This window comes from Neglectibacter sp. CSJ-5 (genome assembly GCF_032490475.1).
GTDB classification, from domain to species: domain Bacteria; phylum Bacillota; class Clostridia; order Oscillospirales; family Acutalibacteraceae; genus Hominenteromicrobium; species Hominenteromicrobium mulieris.
Genome location: NZ_JAVYJC010000011.1, coordinates 36651 through 58198 on the forward strand (window position 1 = coordinate 36651; position 21548 = coordinate 58198).

General features: G+C 55.3%; 20 protein-coding genes. 17 read left to right on the forward strand and 3 right to left on the reverse strand.

Annotated features, from left to right (window positions below):
- Positions 1–52: 52 nt before the first annotated feature.
- Positions 53–1378, reverse strand: coding sequence for a peptidoglycan DD-metalloendopeptidase family protein (locus R2K26_RS14750; protein ID WP_316523314.1), 1326 nt, complete (start codon positions 1376–1378; stop codon positions 53–55).
- A 365-nt stretch (positions 1379–1743) separates the two neighbouring features.
- On the opposite strand from R2K26_RS14750, the gene R2K26_RS14755 reads away from it, so the two are divergent.
- The 11 genes from R2K26_RS14755 (at position 1744) to R2K26_RS14805 (ending at position 11455) form a co-directional block, all read left to right on the forward strand.
- Positions 1744–2184: a MarR family winged helix-turn-helix transcriptional regulator gene (locus tag R2K26_RS14755; RefSeq protein WP_176821017.1), complete on the forward strand. Its 441-nt coding sequence runs from the start codon at positions 1744–1746 to the stop codon at positions 2182–2184.
- Between the two features lie 221 nt (positions 2185–2405).
- Entirely contained in the window at positions 2406–3365 is a 960-nt protein-coding gene (locus R2K26_RS14760) for a beta-ketoacyl-ACP synthase III (protein WP_316523315.1), read from the forward strand.
- A gap of 74 nt (positions 3366–3439) precedes the next feature.
- Positions 3440–4384: an enoyl-[acyl-carrier-protein] reductase FabK gene (gene fabK / locus R2K26_RS14765; protein ID WP_176821015.1), complete on the forward strand. Its 945-nt coding sequence runs from the start codon at positions 3440–3442 to the stop codon at positions 4382–4384.
- The gene (fabD, locus tag R2K26_RS14770; protein ID WP_316523316.1) at positions 4372–5304 is read left to right on the forward strand and encodes an ACP S-malonyltransferase; all 933 of its coding nucleotides are present in this window, start codon (positions 4372–4374) and stop codon (positions 5302–5304) included. The genes fabK and fabD overlap by 13 nt, the downstream gene beginning before the upstream one ends.
- Entirely contained in the window at positions 5301–6038 is a 738-nt protein-coding gene (gene fabG, locus R2K26_RS14775; RefSeq protein ID WP_176821013.1) for a 3-oxoacyl-[acyl-carrier-protein] reductase, read from the forward strand. The genes fabD and fabG overlap by 4 nt, the downstream gene beginning before the upstream one ends.
- Before the next feature lie 127 nt (positions 6039–6165).
- Positions 6166–7401, forward strand: a complete 1236-nt coding sequence (gene fabF / locus R2K26_RS14780; RefSeq protein ID WP_316523317.1) for a beta-ketoacyl-ACP synthase II — start codon at positions 6166–6168, stop codon at positions 7399–7401.
- Between the two features lie 79 nt (positions 7402–7480).
- The gene (gene accB / locus R2K26_RS14785) at positions 7481–7915 is read left to right on the forward strand and encodes an acetyl-CoA carboxylase biotin carboxyl carrier protein (protein ID WP_316523318.1); all 435 of its coding nucleotides are present in this window, start codon (positions 7481–7483) and stop codon (positions 7913–7915) included.
- Between the two features lie 73 nt (positions 7916–7988).
- Positions 7989–8405 carry a 3-hydroxyacyl-ACP dehydratase FabZ gene (gene fabZ, locus R2K26_RS14790; protein ID WP_316523319.1) on the forward strand — a complete coding sequence of 139 codons (417 nt, stop codon included), beginning with the start codon at positions 7989–7991 and terminating at the stop codon, positions 8403–8405.
- A gap of 22 nt (positions 8406–8427) precedes the next feature.
- Complete coding sequence (locus tag R2K26_RS14795) at positions 8428–9741, forward strand: acetyl-CoA carboxylase biotin carboxylase subunit (protein ID WP_316523320.1); 1314 nt, start codon at positions 8428–8430, stop codon at positions 9739–9741.
- A 41-nt stretch (positions 9742–9782) separates the two neighbouring features.
- Positions 9783–10685, forward strand: coding sequence for an acetyl-CoA carboxylase, carboxyltransferase subunit beta (gene accD, locus R2K26_RS14800; protein ID WP_396897266.1), 903 nt, complete (start codon positions 9783–9785; stop codon positions 10683–10685).
- Positions 10685–11455 carry an acetyl-CoA carboxylase carboxyltransferase subunit alpha gene (locus R2K26_RS14805; RefSeq protein WP_176821007.1) on the forward strand — a complete coding sequence of 257 codons (771 nt, stop codon included), beginning with the start codon at positions 10685–10687 and terminating at the stop codon, positions 11453–11455. Before accD ends, R2K26_RS14805 begins: the two co-directional genes overlap by 1 nt.
- A gap of 91 nt (positions 11456–11546) precedes the next feature.
- Here R2K26_RS14805 and R2K26_RS14810 read toward each other — a convergent pair whose 3' ends face one another.
- Positions 11547–13355, reverse strand: coding sequence for an ABC transporter ATP-binding protein (locus tag R2K26_RS14810; RefSeq protein WP_176821006.1), 1809 nt, complete (start codon positions 13353–13355; stop codon positions 11547–11549).
- 24 nt (positions 13356–13379) lie between these two features.
- Positions 13380–15176, reverse strand: a complete 1797-nt coding sequence (locus tag R2K26_RS14815; protein WP_316523322.1) for an ABC transporter ATP-binding protein — start codon at positions 15174–15176, stop codon at positions 13380–13382.
- A 617-nt stretch (positions 15177–15793) separates the two neighbouring features.
- Between R2K26_RS14815 and R2K26_RS14820 the strand changes: the two genes are divergently transcribed.
- The 6 genes from R2K26_RS14820 (at position 15794) to R2K26_RS14845 (ending at position 21429) form a co-directional block, all read left to right on the forward strand.
- Positions 15794–16495 (forward strand): hemolysin III family protein, encoded by a 702-nt coding sequence (locus R2K26_RS14820; protein ID WP_316523323.1) that lies wholly within the window; start codon positions 15794–15796, stop codon positions 16493–16495.
- A gap of 46 nt (positions 16496–16541) precedes the next feature.
- A complete protein-coding gene (locus R2K26_RS14825) occupies positions 16542–17642 on the forward strand; it encodes an alpha/beta hydrolase (RefSeq protein WP_316523324.1) in 1101 nt (366 codons plus the stop codon).
- A 147-nt stretch (positions 17643–17789) separates the two neighbouring features.
- Entirely contained in the window at positions 17790–18530 is a 741-nt protein-coding gene (locus tag R2K26_RS14830) for a class I SAM-dependent methyltransferase (RefSeq protein WP_396897265.1), read from the forward strand.
- A 134-nt stretch (positions 18531–18664) separates the two neighbouring features.
- Positions 18665–19573 carry a polysaccharide deacetylase family protein gene (locus R2K26_RS14835; protein WP_316523325.1) on the forward strand — a complete coding sequence of 303 codons (909 nt, stop codon included), beginning with the start codon at positions 18665–18667 and terminating at the stop codon, positions 19571–19573.
- A 15-nt stretch (positions 19574–19588) separates the two neighbouring features.
- Positions 19589–20128, forward strand: coding sequence for an N-acetylmuramoyl-L-alanine amidase (locus R2K26_RS14840; protein ID WP_316523326.1), 540 nt, complete (start codon positions 19589–19591; stop codon positions 20126–20128).
- Positions 20125–21429 (forward strand): amino acid carrier protein, encoded by a 1305-nt coding sequence (locus R2K26_RS14845; protein ID WP_316523327.1) that lies wholly within the window; start codon positions 20125–20127, stop codon positions 21427–21429. The genes R2K26_RS14840 and R2K26_RS14845 overlap by 4 nt, the downstream gene beginning before the upstream one ends.
- Positions 21430–21548 lie beyond the last annotated feature (119 nt).

Consider the following 21548-nt stretch of genomic DNA (forward strand, 5'->3'; position numbering starts at 1 on the left):
ACAAAAGCGCCGGGCTTCCATGAAAGCTCGGCGCTTGATTTATTGATGAAAATTATACGAACTGGGACGGGTCTACACGGGTGCCGTTTTGGTAGACCTCAAAGTGGCAGTGGTCACCGAAGGAATAGCCGGTATCGCCGACATAGCCGATGACATCGCCCTTGTTGACCCACTGGCCCTCGCTGACGGCGACGGCGCTCATGTGTGCGTACAGGGTGGAATAGGTGCTGTCGTGGTAAATGGAGACGTAGTAGCCCCAGGAATAGCCCCAATCATCGGAGCCGTTTGCGGTCATGACCGTACCGGAGCGGGATGCCACGATCGGCGTGCCGCGGCTTGCGGGGATATCCATGCCGTAGTGACCGTTGCCGAATGCACAGCTGACGCCGGTCCAGCCCGGAACAGGCCATGCAAAGCTTTCACCGGAATAGTCATCGTCATAAGACGGCTGCGGCACCGGGGTCGGGGTGGGGGTCGGCTTTACGGTCGGCACCGGGGTCGGTGTCGGGGTAGGCATAACGTTGCCGTTATCGTCCACTTCTTCTTCAGGCACCGGGGTCGGCGTAGGTGTGGGCTCTACGGTCGGTACCGGGGTCGGGGTGGGCGTAGCTTTTGCCTGTGCCATCTGCTGCTGCATTTCGGCAATCTTTGCCGCCATCATGTTTGCGAGCACGTATTCTTCTTCCTCGGTACGGGAAAGCTCGGTCTCGGCACTGCTCTTATCGGAGCGGATCTGCTCGAGCAGGGCGGTGTTGTCGCTTTCAAGCTGCTTTAATTCCTCTTCGCTTGATTCATACAGCTTTTTGGCATCGGCGAGCGCGGTCTTTTCCTTTTCAAGCTCTTCGCGCTGTGCTTTTGTCTCGTTCATGTACGCTGCAACCGTATCGATGAGCTGCTTATCGTGGCGGGTGATGGTGGAGACGGCCTCTGCGCGCATGGAGAAATCATGCAGGCTTTCGGAATTGAAGAGAATCTCCAGTGTGCCGACGGTGCAGCCGGCGGAGTACAGTACGGCGAGACGCTTTTTCAGAAGCTCCATGGTATCGGAGATCTGATCTGCGGAATCGCTGAGCTCTTTTTCGAGCTTTTTAATGCTGGTGTTCAGCACGGTGATGTCACTGTTTGCGGTATCGATCTGCTCCTTGATGGTATCAATTTTTTCGGAGAGCAGGGTAAGGTATTCGGTTTTATCGGCTTCCTGAGACTCCAGAGAGGAGATTTTGTTTTCGAGGTCGGCCTTTTTGTTGGCGAGCTCGGTTTGCTTGGCTTCCATATCGGCTACGGTATCGTCGGCGTAGCTGAGCGGTGCGGCACAGAGCAGCAGGGCGGAAAGCACGGCTGCAGTGATGCGCTTCATGTTTTTAGAAAACAGCTTCAACGGAAAAACTTCCTTTCAGCAATAAATTTCGATTTCATAAAAGGGCATACGAACCCCCTTTTTATATACGGGACTATTTTACATGATAACTTCCGATTTTTAATTCTATAAAAGAATTAAAGCGCAAATTACTACGGAAAAAGAACAGATTTATTTCAGAATTCTTACAAGAGAGCCCAAGTCAGTATCAGCTTCGGGATAACTTTACGGGGAAAAGAAGGGCACTTCAAAGGAAAAAGAGAATGCGCGAAAGCGTTTTACTTGACATTTTGCCGCGAAACGAGTACAATATCAGCGGTTGTTCGTTAGTTTGTTTAACTAAATTTATCGAAAAACGGCGCAAATGGGCGAAAGGAGTGTGCAGCATGTCCGGCTTTTCTGCGAAAGCAAACGAGCTTCTGGTGGAGATCTATCGCAATGTGCAGATCTTGGAGCAGAACGAACTGAAAAAACAACGGCTGAACATCTCCATCAACGAGATGCACATGATCGAGCTCATTGCCAAAGGCAAAACCGGCATGACGGTCAGCGAGATCGCCCAGCAGCTCAAGGTGACAAAGCCCTCCGTTACGGTGGCGGTGAACAAGCTGGTGCAGAAGGGCTACTGCGAAAAGCAGCGCCTGCCCGGCGACGGCCGCGCGGTGCAGGTGATGTTAACGCCCGAGGGCAAAAAAGTGGAGGCGTTCCACCGCCGCTGCCACCGGCGCATCATTGCGGAAATCTGCGAGGATCTTTCGGAAGAGGAACGCGAGGAGCTTCTGCGCACCATGACGCGCATCAATTCTTATTTTCAGACGAAATTGTGATTTCTTTAAGTTTCTTTCAATGATTTGCGCGGCAAATCATTGGGGAACCCCTTGATAGGGTTCCCCGGAGTTCATCGTCCACCGGACGATAAACTCTCCCCTCCTGACTTTCTCGAAGAAAGTTTAATCAAAGACTTTTAACAAATATTCACTTTAACAAGGTTATTATATTGCCTTTACGGCGCTGCCGAAATTTTTTCGGCCGGAAAGGAAAGAAAACTATGAGCTTTAAAATTTTAGGTACAGGCAGCTACGCGCCGGAGCATGTTGTGACGAACGACGACCTCTCTGCGCTTGTAGACACCAACGATGAATGGATCACACAGCGCATCGGCGTGCGCTCCCGCCACATCAGCGAGACGGAAACGAATGTGGATATGGCGGTGAAAGCGGCCGAGCGCGCGCTGGAAAATGCGGGTATCGCTGCCGATGAGCTCGACCTCATCATTGCGACGACCATCACAGGCGACACGCTTTCTCCGGGCACGGGATGCATGGTGCAGAACCGCATCGGCGCGCACTGCCCGGCGTTTGACCTTGCGGCGGCCTGCAGCGGCTTCCTCTTTGCGTTGGAAACGGCGGCGGGCTTCCTTTCCCGCGGCGCGTATAACCGCGTGCTTGTCGTCAGCGCAGAGCGCATGAGCGGTATCATCGACTGGACAGACCGCGGCACGTGCTGCATCTTCGGCGACGGCGCGGGCGCGGCGGTGCTCGGCAAGGGCGACGGCCTTGTGGCCTCTCACCTGATGACAAAGGGCGGCGACGACGTGATTACAATTCCGACGCGCTATGACCGTTCCCCGTGGTACAAAAACGAGATCAGCGAGATTACGTCCGTACACATGAACGGCCGCGAGACGTACAAATTCGCCGTTATGGCGATGTCCGACAACATCAAGGATCTGATGGCTTCGGCGGGCGTTGCGGGCGAAGACGTGGCGCTTGTCATTCCGCATCAGGCAAATTACCGCATTATCAACGAAGCGCGACGCAGAATCCCCGACATTGCGCCGGAGAAGTTCTGCATCAACATCGACCGCTACGGCAACACGTCTTCCGCGAGTGTGCCGATCCTCTTAGATGAGATGAACCGCGCGGGCAAGATTCACGAGGGCGACCTCATCATTCTGGCGGCATTCGGCGGCGGCCTTTCCGCAGGCGCCATGATCATCCGCTGGTAAAAACACGACATACAGTCAAAAATAAAAAAACCGAAACGTTTTCAACAGGCAAAAGCCGGAAAGGGGAAAACATTATGATCTCAACACCGATTTGTGACATGCTTGGCATTCGCTACCCGATCTTTCAGGGCGGCATGGCTTGGATCTCGGACGGCAAATTAGCAGGCGCCGTTTCCGAAGCGGGCGGCCTTGGCATTATTTCCGCTATGAACGCAAACGCAGAGTACCTGCGCGAGCAGATTAAAATTGCAAGAGAACTGACCGATAAGCCCTTTGGTGTGAACATCATGCTGATGAGCCCGTTCGCGGACGAGGTGGCAAAGGTGGTCGCGGAGGAAAAAGTGGCGGTCGTAACGACCGGCGCGGGTAACCCCTCCAAATATATGAAAGACTGGCTTGCGGCCGGCATTAAGGTTATCCCGGTCGTGGCATCCGTCAGCATGGCACGCCTGATGCAGCGCGTGGGCGCCTGTGCGGTCATTGCGGAGGGCGGCGAAAGCGGCGGCCATATCGGCGAAACGACCACCATGGCGCTTGTGCCGCAGGTGACGAGCGCAGTGACGATTCCGGTCATCGCGGCGGGCGGCATCGGCGACGGCCGCGGCGTGGCGGCAGCATTCATGCTGGGTGCTGTGGGCGTGCAGCTCGGCACGCGTTTCTTGGTTGCAAAGGAGTGCGGTGTGCACCAGAACTACAAAAACAAGGTCTTAAAGGCCAATGATATTGCGACGATGTCTACCGGCAAGCGTCTCGGTCACCCGGTGCGCAGCATCAAGAACCCGTACACAAAGGAATATTTTAAGCTTGAGTACAGCAATATTTCCGACGAGGAGCTTGAAGCGTACGGCAGAGGCTCTCTGTACCGTGCGGCCGTGGAGGGCGACGAAAAGACCGGCTGCTTCCTTGCGGGCCAGATCGCCGGCATGGTGAACAAAGAGCAGACCGCAAAGGAGATCATCGAAGAGATCTTCACGCAGGCGGAAGACGTGCTGAAGGGGGCGACCAAATGGGTAAAGTAGCCTTTGTTTTCTCCGGTCAGGGCGCACAGTACAGCGGCATGGGCAAGTCCCTTTATGAGCACAGCGCGGCGGCGAAGAACGTGTTTGACACGGCGGAGAGCATCCGCCCCGGCACGAAGAACCAGTGCTTCTCCGGCACCTTGGAGAAGATCAGCATCACGAAAAACACGCAGCCGTGCCTGTTCTGCGTTGACCTTGCGGCGGCAGAAGCGTTGCGTGAAGCGGGCATCACGCCCGACATGACGGCGGGTTTCTCGCTCGGCGAAGTGGCGGCGGTGACGTTTGCGGGCATCTTTACAACGGAAGAGGGCTTCTCGCTCGTCACAAAGCGCGGCGAAGCGATGCAGGCGGCAGCCGAGCAGGCAGACAGCGCCATGGCGGCGGTTTTGAAGCTGCCGAACGAAAAGGTTGAGGAGCTGTGCCGCATGCATCAGAGCGTGTTCCCGGTAAACTACAACTGCCCGGGTCAGCTCGTCGTGGCGGGTCTGAAAACGACTTTGCCGGATTTCCTTTCCGACGTTGCCGCAAACGGCGGCAGAGCCGTACCGCTGAATGTGAGCGGCGGCTTCCATTCTCCGTTTATGGAGAGCGCTTCTGCGCGTCTGCACGATGTTTTGGAGACGATGGACGTGGAGGAGCCGACCGTGCCGGTCTACGCGAACTACACGGCGGAGCCGTACACGAAAGAAACGGCAAAAGAACTGCTGACACAGCAGGTGGCACACCCGGTGCGCTGGCAGCAGACCGTTGAAAAAATGATTGAGGCGGGCGTGGATACGTTTGTTGAAGTAGGCGCAGGCAAAACGCTGTGCGGCCTCATCAAAAAGACGAGCCGCGCGGTGAAGGTATATAACGTGGAAGACGCGGAGACGCTTTCGGCAGCGGTGCAGGCGATCCGTGCAGAAGGAGAAAACGCATGAGCTTAAACGGCAAAACGGCGCTCGTTACGGGCGCATCCAGAGGCATCGGCCGCGCCATTGCGCTGCGCCTTGCCGAAGACGGCGCGAATGTGGCGGTCATCTACGCAGGCAGCGCCGATAAGGCCGAAGCTGTTGTGAACGAAATCACGGCGCTTGGCGTAAACGCAAAAGCATACCGGTGCAACGTGGCAGATTCCGCCGCGGTGAACGAAACCGTGAAAGCGGTGACGAACGACCTCGGCAAGATCGATATTCTCGTCAACAACGCGGGCATCACACGCGACGGCCTGATGCTGCGCATGAAGGACGAGGATTTTGATGCGGTGCTCGACACGAATTTGAAGGGCGCGTTCAACATGATTCGCGCGTGCTATTCCGGCTTTATCCGCAAGAAAAGCGGCAGAATCATCAACATTTCCTCTGTTTCCGGCATTATGGGCAACGCAGGGCAGGCGAATTATTCCGCTTCAAAGGCGGGTGTCATCGGTTTGACGAAATCCGTGGCGCGCGAACTTGCTTCCCGCGGCATCACCTGCAACGCAGTGGCGCCGGGCTTTATCCAGACGGACATGACAGAAAATCTCGGCGACAACAATCCGCTTTTAAACAGCATCCCGCTAGGCAGAATGGGCAAGCCGGAGGATATTGCGGCGGCAGTGGCGTTTTTGGCTTCCGACAGCGCGGCATACATTACGGGCGAAGTGCTGAAGGTAGACGGCGGTTTGGCTATTTAAAACCTGTGAACTTTGAGATTTTACGGGCTTGAAAAGTTCTTATTGATTAAGTTTTCAACGTAAAAAGATAAATCGGTTCAAAACTTTCAAGAGAAAGGAGTGCTTCCGTTTCGGAAGCCTGAAAAATATGGAAAGAAGAGTAGTTATCACGGGTCTCGGCGCAGTTACCCCGATCGGCAACGATGTGGATACGTTCTGGGAAAACCTGAAAGCCGGCAAGTGCGGCATCACGAAAATCACGAAGTTTGACTCCACGGACTTTAAAGCGCATGTGGCGGCGGAGGTCAAGGATTTTGACCCGCTGCTGTACATGGATAAGGGCGAAGTGCGCAAGAACGACCCGTTCTCTCAGTTTGCCATCGCGGCGGCAACGCAGGCGGTGAACGACAGCGAGATCATGGGCAAGATCGACCCGGAGCGCTTCGGCGTGTATTTCGGTTCCGGTATCGGCGGCATCCAGACGTTCTCCAATCAGATGACGGCGCTGAACGAAAAGGGCCCGCGCCGCGTTTCCGCGTACTTTATCCCGATGCTCATTGCGAATATCGCGGGCGGCAACATCGCCATTAAGTTCAACGCGCAGGGCTCCTGCCTGCCGATCACCACGGCGTGCGCGACGAGCAACAACGAGATCGGTGAAGCGTACCGCGCCATTAAGCACGGCTATCTCGATGCCATCATCGCCGGCGGCGCGGAAGCAGCCATCGTCCCTGTGGGCGTGGCGGGCTTCGGCAATATGACGGCGCTGACCACCTGCCCCGACCCGGAAGACGCTTGCTGCCCGTTTGATAAGCGCAGAAGCGGCTTTGTCATGGGCGAGGGCGGCGCGGCGCTCATTCTCGAAGAATATGAGCACGCAAAGGCGCGCGGCGCGAGAATGTACGCGGAGATCGTGGGTTACGGCGCTACGGACGACGCGCATCACATGACTGCCCCGGATCCGGAGGGCAACGGCGGCGCAAGAGCCATCCGCATGGCATACGAAGAAGCGGGCGCGGACATTGCAAACGAGAAAATTTACATCAACGCGCACGGCACCAGCACGCCGCTCAACGAGCGCAGTGAGACGCTGGCCATTAAAAAGGCGTTCGGCGAGCACGCATATGACGTTGTCATCAGCTCTACAAAGTCCATGACGGGCCACATGTTGGGCGCGGCCGGCGCGGTGGAGGCCATTGCTTCCGCGCTGGCGGTGAAAGAGGGCATCGTTCCGCCGACCATCAACTACAAAGAGCCGGACCCGGACTGCGACCTTGATGTCTGCCCGAACGAAGCGAGAAAGGTTGACCTTGACCTCGCCCTGTCCGTTTCCCTCGGCTTTGGCGGCCACAACGCTTGTATTGCAATTCGCAAGGTTTTGTAGTAAAATATAGGGTACGACACCGCAGGGCATCTGCGGGAATACCCGGATAAATACCGCTTGATTCAACGGAGGGACGTTTGTGAATATTAAAGATATTGCGGCTTTGGCGGAGATCGTCAAGCAGAACGAGCTGACGAAGCTGGAAATAAACGGCGAAAATATCGTCATTGAGCGCGCCGCGCAGGTCATGCAGGCGGCGCCGATCCTGAACGCCGTGCAGCCCGCCGTGCCGGAGCAGATGCACACGACGGAGCCCATTGCGGAAGTAAAGGAGAAAGAGGGCGTTTATGTAAAAAGCCCTGCCGTAGGCGTGTTTTACGCCGCGCCGTCTCCGGACAGCAAGCCGTTCGTCGCCGTGGGCGACACGGTGCACAAGGGTGACACGCTCTGCATCATTGAGGCCATGAAGCTGATGAACGAGATCAACAGCGAAATGGACGGCGAGATTGCCGAGATTTGCGTCGGCAACGGGCAGGTCGTCGAATACGACCAGCCGTTGTTCCGCATTATTTAAGATGAAAAGCTCCCGGAGCGCCGCCCAAAAAATGCGCGTCCCCGGGATTTTTCCGTGGAAAGGAATACGTTAGATGAACAAGGAAGAGATCAAAAAGATCCTGCCGCACCGCGAGCCGATGCTCCTCGTAGACGAAGTGGAGCTCGTTGACGGCAAAGCGTTCGGCAAGTGCCACATCCGCGGTGACGAATACTTTTTGCAGGGCCATTTTCCGGGCAACCCCATCGTACCGGGCGTGATTCAGTGCGAAATGCTGGCGCAGAGCGCCTGCGTGCTGCTCGCAGACGGTGCATCGGAGGGCATGACCCCGGTGTTTACGAGCCTCGATAAGGTGAAGTTCCGCGGCATGGTGAAGCCCGGTGATACACTGGAGACCGAGTGCGAGCTTGTGCGCCAGCGCGGCATGTTCTATTTTGCAAAGGGTACGGGCCGCGTAAACGGCAAGGTCTGCGTTTCGGCAGAGTTCTCGTTTGCGCTCGTCAAGGCGTAAGCCCGGCGGAAAGGAACAGGCTATGTTTACAAAACTGCTTATCGCGAACCGCGGCGAAATCGCGGTGCGCATTATTCGTGCCTGCAAGGAAATGGGCATCCGCACCGTGGCGGTGTATTCCAAGGCGGACGCGGAGTCTATCCACGTGGCGCTGGCCGATGAAGCCATCTGCATCGGCGAGGCGGCGGCGAAGGACAGCTATTTGAATCAGGAGCGCATCATCAGCGCGGCCATTGCGTCGAAAGCGCAGGCCATTCACCCCGGCTACGGCTTTTTGGCGGAAAATGCTTCGTTTGCGAAGCTGTGCAAAAAGTACGGTATCGCGTTTGTGGGCCCGTCCGGCGAACTCATCGACCGCATGGGCGATAAGGACGCCGCACGCAGACTGATGAAAGTGTCCGGCGTGCCGATTATTCCGGGCAGCAGCATTTTGGAAAATGTTGACGAAGCAAAAAAGGCGGCAAAGGAGATCGGCTACCCTGTCATGTTAAAAGCATCGGCAGGCGGCGGCGGCAAGGGCATTCGACTTGTAAAGACCGAGGACGAGCTGGAACAGGCGTTTAAAACGGCATCAAGCGAAGCGCAGCAGGCGTTCGGTGACGGTCGCATGTACATGGAAAAATACATTTACCCGGCAAAACACATAGAAGTGCAGCTGCTCTGTGACGAGCAGGGGCACGTGGTGTGCCTTGGCGAACGCGAGTGCTCCATTCAGCGCAATAACCAGAAGCTGATTGAAGAATCCCCCTCGCCCGGTGTGACAAAGGAAAAGCGCGCCGAGCTGTTTGAGGCGGCGACGAAAGCGGCGAAAGCCGTGGGCTATGTAAACGCCGGTACGGTGGAATTTTTGATGGACCGCGACAAGAATTTCTATTTTATGGAAATGAACACGCGCCTTCAGGTAGAGCATCCGGTTTCGGAGCTCGTCACCGGCAAAGACATTGTAAAGTGGCAGATCCGCATTGCAGCGGGTGTAGAACTTGACTGCACGCAGGCAGACATTAAAGTGCGCGGCGCGGCGATCGAGTGCCGCATCAACGCGGGCGGCGTGGGCAAAGTGAATTTCCTGCACATTCCGTCCGGCCCGTGGGTGCGCTTTGATACGTTCTTATATCAGGGCTACGAGGTGCCGCCGTTTTACGATTCCATGCTCGGCAAGATGATTGTGTTTTCTTCGACAAGAGAAGAAGCGATACGCAAGATGCAGTCTGCCTTGTGCGAGCTTGTCATCGGCGGTTTGCCAAACAACATTGAAGATCAGATCGATATTATCCGCGACCCCGTTTTCCACAGCGGAGATTATTATACGGACTTCATCAAAAACCGTGAGGGCTGAGGAAGTTCATTTACCGAAGGGAGTAGACCGTTATGAATTTGATGGGTCTGTTCCGCTCGCCCCAGAATGAGCTGGAAAAGGGCGGAAAACAACTGAAAAACCCGCAGGAGGAGCAGCACGAGATCACAATGACATGCCCGAAGTGCGGCACGCAGACCCCGGTCTCCGAGCTTTGGGACGACCTGAACGTCTGCCGCTGCGGCCACCATTTCCGCATGACGGCACGCCAGCGCATCAGCTTTTTGGCGGACGACGATACGTTTACGGAGCTCGATGCCGACATGACGAGTCATGACATTCTGGAGTTTCCGAACTATGAAAATAAACTGAAAAGCGCGCGCCTTGCGACCCGAGAAAAGGAAGCCGTTGTCTGCGGCACCGCAAAGGTAATGGGCGAAGGCTGCGCCGTGTTCTGCATGGACCCGCATTTTATGATGGGCAGCATGGGCACGGTTGTCGGCGAGAAGATCACGCGTTTGTTTGAGTATGCCACAGAGCACCGTCTGCCTGTTATCGGCTTTACGGCGGCAGGCGGCGCCAGAATGCAGGAGGGCATTTTGTCTTTGATGCAGATGGCGAAAACGAGCGGCGCGGTACGCCTGCACAGCGATGCAGGGCTCTTTTATCTCACCGTGCTGACCGACCCCACAACGGGCGGCGTGACGGCGAGCTTTGCCATGGACGGCGACATCATCATGGCGGAGCCGGGTGCAATGGTCGGTTTTGCCGGTGCGCGTGTCATTGAACAGACCATCCGCAAAAAGCTGCCGGAGGGCTTCCAGCGCGCGGAGTTCCTTTTGGAGCACGGCTTTATTGATCTCATCACGCCGAGAAGTCGGCAGCGTGAAGTGATCGCGCGGCTTTTGCGTCTGCACAACGAGGGCAAACAGGATGCCTGCGTACAGCAGGCGGATGCAGGTGAGACAAAGGAGGCTGAAGCATAATGGCAACGGCATACGAAAAGGTTCAACTTGCTCGCGGCAAGGGACGCCCGAGCGGCCTCAGCTTCATTCAGAATATTTTCCCGGATTTCATTGAGCTGCACGGCGACCGCCGTTTTGCGGATGACCCCGCGGTCATCGGCGGCATCGCGACGCTCGGCGGCCGTGCGGTGACGGTCATCGCCATCGAAAAAGGCGCAGACACAAAGGATAAGGTTTACCGCAACTTCGGTTCGCCGAACCCGGAGGGCTACCGAAAGGCGCTGCGCCTGATGAAGCAGGCAGAGAAATTCCATCGCCCGGTCATTTGCTTTGTGGATACCTCCGGCGCGTTCTGCGGCATCGGCGCAGAGGAGCGCGGGCAGGGACAGGCCATTGCCGAAAACCTTGTGGAAATGATCGGGCTGAAAACGCCGGTCATCTCGATTTTGGTCGGTGAAGGCGGCAGCGGCGGCGCACTTGCGCTGGCGGTTGCGGACCGCGTGTGGATTTTGGAGAACGCCGTGTATTCCGTCGTTTCCCCGGAGGGCTGCGCGAGCATTCTCTGGAAAGATGCAAAGAAAGCGAAGGAAGCCGCAGAGTGCCTGCATCTTACCGCGCAGGACATGGAAAAGCTTGGCGTTGTGGAACGCGTCATCAGTGAATCCGGCAAAACGAAGGCGGAGCTTTTCAGCCGAGTGAAAGAGATGCTTGCCGTGCAGACGGACGAGCTGTGCAAAAAAGACACCGAGACGCTTTTAAAAGAGCGGTATGAGCGGTTTAGAAAGTATTAAAACGCAAAAAAATTAAGACCGACGAAAACGCTGTGGTTTTCGCCGGTCTTTTCATGTTCCGAAAAATCGGTTGTTTTAGGAACACACCGTATTATTCCCCAAACACATGCTTCACGTTTTCCTGCTCGAACTGTTTGTTGTAGAGATCGGCGTAGTAGCCTTTGTTTTGAAGCAGTTCTTCGTGCGTGCCCTGCTCGATGATCTTGCCTGCGCGGACAACCAAAATAAGGTCGGCGTGGCGGATGGTCGAGAGGCGGTGCGCAATGAGGAACGAGGTTCGGTTTTCAAGCAGCGTCGAAATGGCGTGCTGAATGAGCTCCTCGGTTTTGGTATCGATGGACGCGGTGGCTTCGTCTAAGACGAAGATGCGCGGGTCGGCCAGCACGGCTCTTGCAAACGAGATGAGCTGCTTTTCGCCGGTGGACAGCTGGTCTCCGCCCTCGCCGACGTCGCTGTCGTAGCCGTTTTCCATGTGCATGATGGCGTCATGTGCACTGACGAGCTTTGCAGCGGCCTCAATCTCCTCGTCCGTCGCGTCTAAGCGGCCGTAGCGGATATTATCGCGCACGCTGCCGGAAAAGAGGTGCGGCGTTTGCAGCACGTAGCCGATGCTGGAGTGCAGCCACAGCATGGAGCGCTCGCGATAATCCTTGCCGTCAATGAGGATGCGGCCCTCAGTGGGCTCAAAGAAGCGGCAGGCAAGGTTGACGAGCGTGCTTTTGCCCGCGCCCGTTTCGCCGACAATGGCGACCGTGGTGCCGGCGGGAATATCGAGCGAAAAATGTTCTAAGACGTTTTCTACGCCGTCCGGGTAGCGGAACGTCACGTCGTCAAACGTGATGTGACCCTGAATCGGCTCCCAGTTTTCTCTTTTCGGGTCGAATGCGGTGCCGTATTTTTCAATGACTTCAGGCGTATCTTTGATGAGCGGCTCGCGCTCCAAAAGGGCGGAGACACGCTCAATGTTGACCTGCGTGGAAATAAAATTCGAGATGGTGCGCGCAAGCTGCTGTACCGGGTCGGCAATAATCAAAGCATAGTTGATGAACACGGTCATTTCGCCGACGGTGATGTCGCCGAACAGCACCATGTTGCCGCCCTGATTCAGGACCATCGCAACGCCGATGGCGGTCAGAAAGCTGATGATCGGAATATACACGGCATTTAACCGCACGGCGCGGATCGTTGTGGAGCGCATGTCCTCCGCGACTTTTTCGAACGCTTTGTCGTTCTTTTCTTCGATGACGAGCGTTTTGGATGTTTTTGCGCCGGAGATGCCTTCGTTATAATGACGGGTGACCTCGGCATTGATGGCGCGCACGCGGCGGTTCACTGCCAAAATTTTCTTCTGGAACACGACCGTGATGACGGCGATGATCGGGATAATCGCGATGAGGATGAGTGCGAGCTTCCAGTTGACGAACAGCATGATGACAACGCAGCCAAGCACGTACATGGAGCTCCAGAAAATATCCACAAGGCTCCACGCCAAAACCGTGCCGATCTTGCCGGTATCGCTCATTAAACGCGCCATAATGGTGCCGACGGGCGTTGTGTTGTAGTAGGAAAAGTCGAGCGTCTGCAAATGGTCGAAAAGCTTGCGCTTTAAGTCGCGGCCTAAGTACATTTCAACCTTTAAGGCGTAGATTGCCATTAAAATGGTTGTAATGGTCTGCACGACGACCATGGAAAGGTAAACGGCCGTGAAGGGAATGAGGCCTTCCGTTGTGCGCGGCTCGATGAAATTATCCACGGCGTAGCCGGAAAAAAGCGGCTGCACCATGTCAAAACAGGCGCCGAGGATCATCAGTGCGATGATTAAAATCATCTGCCACTTATACGGGGCAAGGAACGGAAGCAGCTTTGCCCACGTTTGTAAGGATTTGTTTTTGATTTTCATATTGGTAAATACCCCGTGCGCGGCTTAAGTAGCCGAGCGCTGTGTGTCGTAAATGCGTTTATAGATGCCGTCTTCCTTCGAGAGCGTTTCGTGCGTGCCGCGCTGCACGATGCGACCCTTATCCATGACAATGATCTGGTCGGCATTCATGATGGTCGTGATGCGGTGGGCGATCAAAATCGTTGTGCCGCGCACGTTTTTGTTGATGGATTCGCGAATCTTCGCGTCGGTTTCCATATCCACGGCGGAAAGAGAGTCATCGAAAATTTTGATCGGCGTGTTCTGCATGAGCATACGGGCGATGGCGACGCGCTGTTTCTGACCGCCGGAGATCGTCACGCCGCGCTCGCCGATCTGCGTATCGTAGCCTTCGGCAAAGCGGTCGATGGTGTCGTCGATGACGGCAAGGCGGGCATACTTGCGCACGCTTTCAATATCGTGGCGATTGGAACCGTCCGAAATGGTGTCCTTAAAGCTCTTTGAGAACAGGAACGGTTCCTGCAAAACAATGCCGATATTGCCACGCAGGTGCGAAAGCGCGATGTTGCGGATATCCACGCCGCCGATGGTGATCTCGCCGGAGCCTTCCGGCAGCTCGTATAGGCGGTCTAAAAGGTAGGTCAGCGTGCTTTTGCCGCTGCCCGTGGAGCCCAAAATGCCGAGCGTGGTGCCTGCGGGAATTTTGAGGTCAATGTCATGCAGCACTTCGCCGGAAGTGCCGTAGGAGAAGTTGACGTGCTTAAACACAATGTCGCGGTCCATGGGCGGGGTAACGGGGGTTTCCGCATCCTTTTCCGGCTCCGCGTCGAGAATTTCAAAAATACGCTTGGAGCTGATGCCGGTTTTTGAAAGCTCGCTCAAAAGACGACCGAGGCTGCGTGTAGGCCACACAAGCATGGAATTGTACGCGACGAACGCGAGGTATTCGCCCTCCGTGATGGCGCCGTCCACGACGAACACGATGCCGGCGGCGATGATCGTCAACACCTGAATGCCGGAAAGCAAATCGCCGATGCCCCAGTTGACGCCCATCACGTGGCCGAGGCGCACCCAGAGGTCGGAGAAGAGGTCGTTCTGCTTATTGAATTTGTCTTTTTCAAAGCGCTCGCGGCCGAACGCGCGCACCACGCGCACGCCGGTCAGGTTTTCCTGCACCATGGCGGTCAGCTTGCCTTCGGCTTCATCCGCAATGCGGAAGCGGTCTCCCACGATGACGAAGAAGATCATGGAATACCCCACGACGATCGGGATAAAAATAAAGGCGATAAGCGCGAGCTTTGCGTTCATGGCAAACATCAAAGCAAGTGAGACGACGATGAGAAACACCACGCGCACAAGCTCCATCATCTGGTCGTTGATAAAGTTGTGAATGAGGTCGACATCCTGCGTGCATCTCTGGATGATGTCGCCGGTCTGGTTTTTGTTGTGCCATGCGTAGGGCAGGCGCTGAATGTGCGAAAACAGCGTGTTGCGGATCTTCGTCACGGTGCCTTCGCAGCCCTTTGCCATATTCATGCGCGAAAGGTACGTGGAAATGCCCGCGAGCACCGCGAACAAAAGCGACGCTAAGGCGCATAAAATGAGATTTTGACGTAAGAAATCCCGCCCGCCCATGTTTTCAATCTGTGTCGCCAAAAACGCGGGGAGGTTGAACGGGGAATCGTTGATGACGGAGTCTACCGTCACGCGGATGATCTGCGGTGTCATGTACCCGGCGAAGACCGAGATCGCCATGGTGAGCAGCGCCAGCACAAAATTGTGGCGCAGTCCCTTTGTAAAGGAGTAAAACCGCAGAATGGTCGTGCGTTTTTCCTTTTTCACAATATACCGGTTGCCTTTCCGGTGCGCATTTTGTCTAAACAAAAAAGGAGAAGTCGGCCACACCTCAAGCTGCTTCTTGCCCGCGCGGTTTCCCGGCGGTATGGACATCCTTTTGCGCACCTCACACTGTGCCGGGTGTTTAGTATCGGCACAGAAAAACGGGTCGAAGCCAAAGCTTCGAGCCCTTCACAGCGTGTATGCCGCAAAAACCGCTTGTTTTGTGTCCCGCTGCCGAACGCCATGAACACACAGGTTTTTACGGTATGAGCCCGGAAACAGACACGGCTTTCCAAACCCATAGTATGACGGTGATTTAACTTTAACATCACAGATACAAAAAGTCAATCGTGTTGAGCAAAAATTTTGTTAGAAAATATAAGTTTTGTGTGCGGCAGGCGTGCAACAAGGGAGCCGAATAGACTTTTTAGCGCTAAATAGACTGAAAATTACAGCTTTGGGGGCATCTGCGAAGAAAATTCACAAATTATCCCTTGCTATTTTGAAACATGCGGATTATAATATGAATATATCTGGTATCGAAAACCATATAAAAGAAAAATAAAAAACAGTTTTAAAATAAAGAATCGGGGCAGGTCCCCGGAGAAAGGGTGAAACGTATGGATATGCAGACGGCATACGCCGGTTACGGTGCAAGAAAGGTTTGGCATAAGGAAGACAGGATGCGGCTGTCTTTGCCGCTGTATTCGCTTGGGGAAGAGATCTTCTCCGCTGTATCACACGGTGTGGGCGCGCTGTTCGGTGCGGCGGCGCTCGTTATGTTATTGTGGTTCTGCGAAAAGAGTCTTGTGAACGTCGTCAGCGTCAGCATTTTCGGCGGCACAATGGTTTTGCTCTACACGGTCTCCACCCTCTATCACGCATTGAATGTGAACCGCGCGAAAAAGGTGTTTCGCGTGCTCGACCATTGCACGATTTATCTGCTCATCGCAGGCACCTATACGCCCATCACGTTATGCTGCATCGAGGGCAGGCAGGGCATCGTCATGTTCGCGGCCGTGTGGGCTGCGGCGGTGCTGGGCATTATTTTAAACGCCGTCAATATGGAAAAATTCAAGGTCGTTTCGATGATCTGCTACCTGATGATGGGCTGGGTCGTCGTACTGGCATTTAATACGGTCGCGGCAAAAATGCCGGGTGTGGGATTAAACTGTCTCATCGCGGGCGGCGTGGCGTACACCGTAGGCGCGGTGCTGTACGGCCTCGGCAAAAAAGTGCCGTACATGCATGCCGTGTGGCACCTGTTTGTCTTAGCCGGCAGCGTGCTGCATACGCTGAGCGTGTTTACGGTAATTATTTGATAATTGACTTTTCTATAAAAATCACAAACCGAAAGGATTAAGCTGCATGAAGGTATCCGAATTTACATTTGATTCCAGCACGGCACATAACAAAATTTTCACCCGCCTGTATGAGCCGGACGGCGAACCGAAGGCTGTTTTGCAGATTTCGCACGGCATGGCGGAGCATAGTGCGTTGTATAAACCGTTTTGCGAATACATGGCGCAGCGCGGTTTTGTCGTTGTCATCAACGATCACCTCGGCCATGGCCGCAGCGTGACCTCCGGCGCGCTCTATGGGCATTTCGGCGAAAAGGGCGGCCTCTATAATGTCGTCGAGGATCAGCGCAATTTGCAGAGCATCATGCGCGAAAAATATCCCGAGCTGCCGTATTTTCTCATGGGACACAGCATGGGTTCGTTCATCGCACGCGAATTTGCGGCCGCCTACGGCAACTCCCTCACGGCGGTGGTATTTATGGGTACCAGCGCGGGCATTTCGACTGCCATGTGGAAAGCCGAGCGCGCGTACCTCAACATGCTGAAAAAGACAAAGGGCGCACGGGCGAAAATCCCATCGCTTGAGAAGATCGCCACGGGCCCGTACAACAAGAAATTCAGGCCCAACCGCACAAATTACGACTGGGTGACGAGTAAGGAAGAGGAAGTGGATCGCTTTGTAAACGACCCGCTGTGCGGCTTCCCGCTCACGGTGCAGGGGTATATCGACCTCGGCACGCTTTTGTACGCCATCAACACCGACCAGTGGTACCGCCGTGTGCCGAAAGACCTGCCGATTTTGCTCATCTCCGGCGAAAACGATCCCGTGGGCGATATGGGCAAGGGTGTGCGCCGTGTGTTTGATAAATTGAATAAAACCGGGCACGACGTGAAGCTGACGCTTTACCCGCGCATCCGCCACGCGCTCATCACCGAGATGAACAGTGCGCAGGTCTACGAAGACCTGTATGCTTTCTTCTCGTCGCACCTGCCGAAGGCGGAAGAGCCGGTTTCCGAAAAAGAGACGGAAGCAGAGCCTAAAGTTTCTACAGAAACGGAAAAATCCGTTGAAAATCCTGCTGCGGAAGAAGAAAAAGAGACCGAAGCGGCAGCCGCCGAAAAATACGACGACATGCCGGAAGAAAACGCAGAGTTCCCCGTGATTTGAAAATAGAAAAGCCAAGCGAGCAGCCGTTCTTTGCCCGGTTTTCCGGACAGGGCGGCTGCTCGGCTTTTGCAGAGCGCCAATCTTGCGCCGCATGAAAAACCGTGTTATAATTATCCAAAAGATCGGTGGGGAAACGGAGTGTGCAAAATGGAGAAACACAAAAGGGAAAGCGAATTTGACAACGAAACATTCTTTGAGGAATACGCAAAAATGGCGCGCAGCGTAGACGGCCTGGAGGCCGCCGGAGAGTGGCATCAGCTGCGGCCGCTGTTCCCGGCGCTCGAGGGCAAAACCGTTCTGGATCTCGGCTGCGGTTACGGCTGGCACTGCCGTTATGCCGCTGAGCAGGGTGCCAAAGCGGTGCTGGGCATTGACCTGAGCGAGAAAATGCTGGAGTCAGCCGCATGGCGCACGAGAAGCGCAGCCGTCACATATCGTCTTTGCGGCATCGAAGACTATGAATACCCCGAAAACACATGGGACTGCGTGATTTCAAACCTTGCCCTGCATTATATTGCAGATCTGGACACCGTTTTCAGGAAGATTTATAAAACCTTAAAGCCGGGCGGCACGCTGCTTTTTAATATCGAGCATCCGTCATTTACGGCAGGTGTCGATCAGGATTGGATTTACAGCGAAGACGGAAAAATACTTTACTGGCCGATCGATCAGTATTTCATGCCGGGCGAGCGGGTCACAAATTTCCTCGGCTGCATCGTAAAAAAGCAGCATCACACGCTGCAGCAGATTTTAATGGGCGTGCTGAACAGCGGCTTTACGCTTAAAGCCGTAGAGGAAGCCGTGCCGCCCGAAGGCATGATGGATGTCCCCGGTATGGAAGACGAGCTGCGCCGCCCGATGATGCTTCTGGTCAAAGCCGAAAAATAAAATACAGGGCTTTATAAAGCTTTATAAACTTTGAAAAACCGCGCTCTGCATGGATGTTATCCTCTGTGCAGAGCGCGGCTTTTGCATATAACCCCCTTTTGGCGCGTATATATGGCACAAAGGAGGGAAGGTGTATGTACGGCGTTTTGAGCTTGCATTCGCATCGTGTGCCGAGAGTCGGTGCGTTTTATCGCTTTTTGCCCGCATGGCTGCGCAGAACGGCGGCCGCAGTGCTGACGCTCGGCGCCATCGGGGCGCTCGGCGCGGTTTTAACGGTCATGGCGGAGGACCCCGGCGTGCGCGTGCCGGTCATCATGTATCACGCCGTCATGGACGATGCTTCGCGCCTTGGCAAATATGTCATTTCGCCGGAGGAGCTCGAAAGTGATTTCAAGTGGCTTTCGGAAAACGGCTACACGGCAATTTTATCCGAAGACCTCATAAACTACACAGAAAACGGCGCCGCGCTGCCTGAAAAACCGATTTTGCTGACGTTTGACGACGGGTATTACAATAACTACTTATACGCTTATCCCACCGCAAAGCGGTACGGCATGAAATTTGTGCTTTCTCCCATCGGAAAATACGCCGACCTCTACACCGAAACGCCGGACAAAAGCCCGTACTATGCGCACTGCACATGGGATATGCTGCGCGAAATGCAGTCTTCCGGCGTGGTGGAAATTGCGAACCACACGTATGACTTGCACAGCTCGGACGGCGCGCGGCTCGGAACAAAGCAGCTTTCCGGGGAATCTCCGGAAGACTACACGAAGCTTCTCACCGAAGACGTGACGCTTTTTCAGCAGAAAGCAGAAGAAAACCTGCAAAGTAAGCCTGTTCTGTTTGCGTATCCGTTCGGCGCAGTGAGTGAGGGAGAGCCGGAGATTATCAAAAACCTCGGGTTTAAAATCACGCTTTCGTGCGAGGAGCGCATCAACACCGTCACGCGTGCCCCGGAAAGCTTATATTACCTCGGCCGCTACCTGCGTCCATCGGGCGTGAACAGCGAGGCGTTTTTTGAACACATTTTGAAAGCGTGATGTAGGAGGTTTCTTATGCCGACAATCTATTTAAGCCCGTCCATTCAGCCGCACAATAAGTATTTGACAGAGGGCGATGAGCAGTACTGGATGAACCGCATCGCGGACGACATGGTGCCCATGCTGGAGCGAAACGGCATCAACGTTGTGCGCAACACGCCGAACACGTCGCTTGGGCAGGCGATACGCGAATCGAACGCCGGGAATTACGATTTGCATTTGGCGCTGCACTCGAACGCCGGGCCGTCAAATTTGGCGGGGAAGCTGCGCGGGCCGGATGTGTACTATTATCCGTACAGCGCTTCCGGCAAGCGCGCGGCGGAGCTTATTGCCGATGAACTGCGGAAAATTTACCCCGACCCCGACCTTGTGAGCACAGTGGCGACGACACGCCTTGCGGAGATCACGAAAACGAGCGCACCGGCGGTCCTCGTAGAGATCGCGTACCATGACAACGCCGAGGACGAAGCGTGGATCAAAAACAATATCACCGTGATTGCCGAAGCACTCACCCGCGCAGTGTGTGTGTACCTCGAGATGAACTGCGCGCTGTGAACGAGAGTTTCTCGGCGTTTGTCCGTGTTTTGACAGCGGTTTTGTGGGGGCCGCACGTGCTGCTTTTGATTTTGCTTGCGGGCGTGTGGTTCACGCTGCGCGGGCGGTTCATGCAGGTGACAAAGCTGCCGCGCATGACGCGCGGGGCATTGTGCGGCACGCAGCGCTGTGGGGGATTTTCCGCATTTCAGTCATTGACGGCGTCGCTTGCCGGCTCGCTCGGCACGGGGAATATTCTGGGTGTTGCGGCGGCAATCCTGGTCGGCGGCGCGAGCGCGATTGTCTGGATGTGGATCGCGGCGTTTTTCGGCATGATGACCGTATATGCCGAGGGCGTTTTGGCGGCAAAATTCGGCACGAAAAACGCCCCCGGCGCGATCGGCTATGTGCAGAAGGCGTTCGGGCGGCACGGCGCAAAAATTTATGCCGCAGGCTGTGTGCTTTCGGCGCTCGGCATGGGCACCATGGCGCAGACCGGCGCGGCATCGTCGGTGCTGGTGCCCATGGGTGTGCCGCGCGTGCTTGCGGGCGTTGTATTTGCGGGGCTTTTGCTTCTTTGCGTGCGCGGCGGCCTGCCGAAAGCCGTGCGCGTCACGGAAAAGCTTGTGCCGTTCATGGCGGGGCTGTTTTTGGCGTTGTGCGCCGCGGTGCTCCTTCTGCGCGGAAGCCATATCCCCGGCGCGGTGCGGAATATGCTGAAAGGTGCGTTTTCGCTGAAAGCCGGTGCGGGCGGCGTATGCGGCATGATTTTAGCCATGCGTGAGGGTATTTCGCGCGGGGTGTTCACAAACGAAGCGGGCCTTGGCAGCGGTACATTCGCGACGTTCCGCACGGAAAATAAGACTCCGGAGCAGATCGGTACACTTGGCGCTTTGCAGGTGTTTATCGACACAATCCTGCTGTGCACAATTACGGCGCTGTGCATGCTGGTGTCACCCGTGCGTGATTTTTCCCCGGAAGCGGCGCTTTCGGTGTTTTCGCTCGTTTTGGGGCGGTTCGGCGAGCTTTCTGCCGGCGTATGCGTGGCGCTTTTCGCGTTTGCATCGGTTTTGGCGTGGAGCTGCTACGGTATGGACGCGCTGCTGTATTTATTGCCGAAAAAAGGCGCGGCGGAAAAAAGAATATACATGGCGTTTTCGGCGCTTTCCTGCTTTTTGGGGTGCATGTCGCCGTTTCTCGGCGTTTTAAATGTATGTGATGCGTTTAACGGCCTGATGGCGCTTTTGAACGTCCCGGCGCTTTTGGTTTTAACGCCGCAGGTTTTTGTAAAACAAATTGCCCAAAAGCCAAAAAAGGTATAGGGCAGCACCGCACAATTGCTGAGGCAAGCGCTGTCGAATCACCCATCAGGCAGGAAACCATAGGCTTCCCGGCGCATTTCTTCGCGAGAGCGCACAACTTCAAGCCGCCAGGCAGGGCC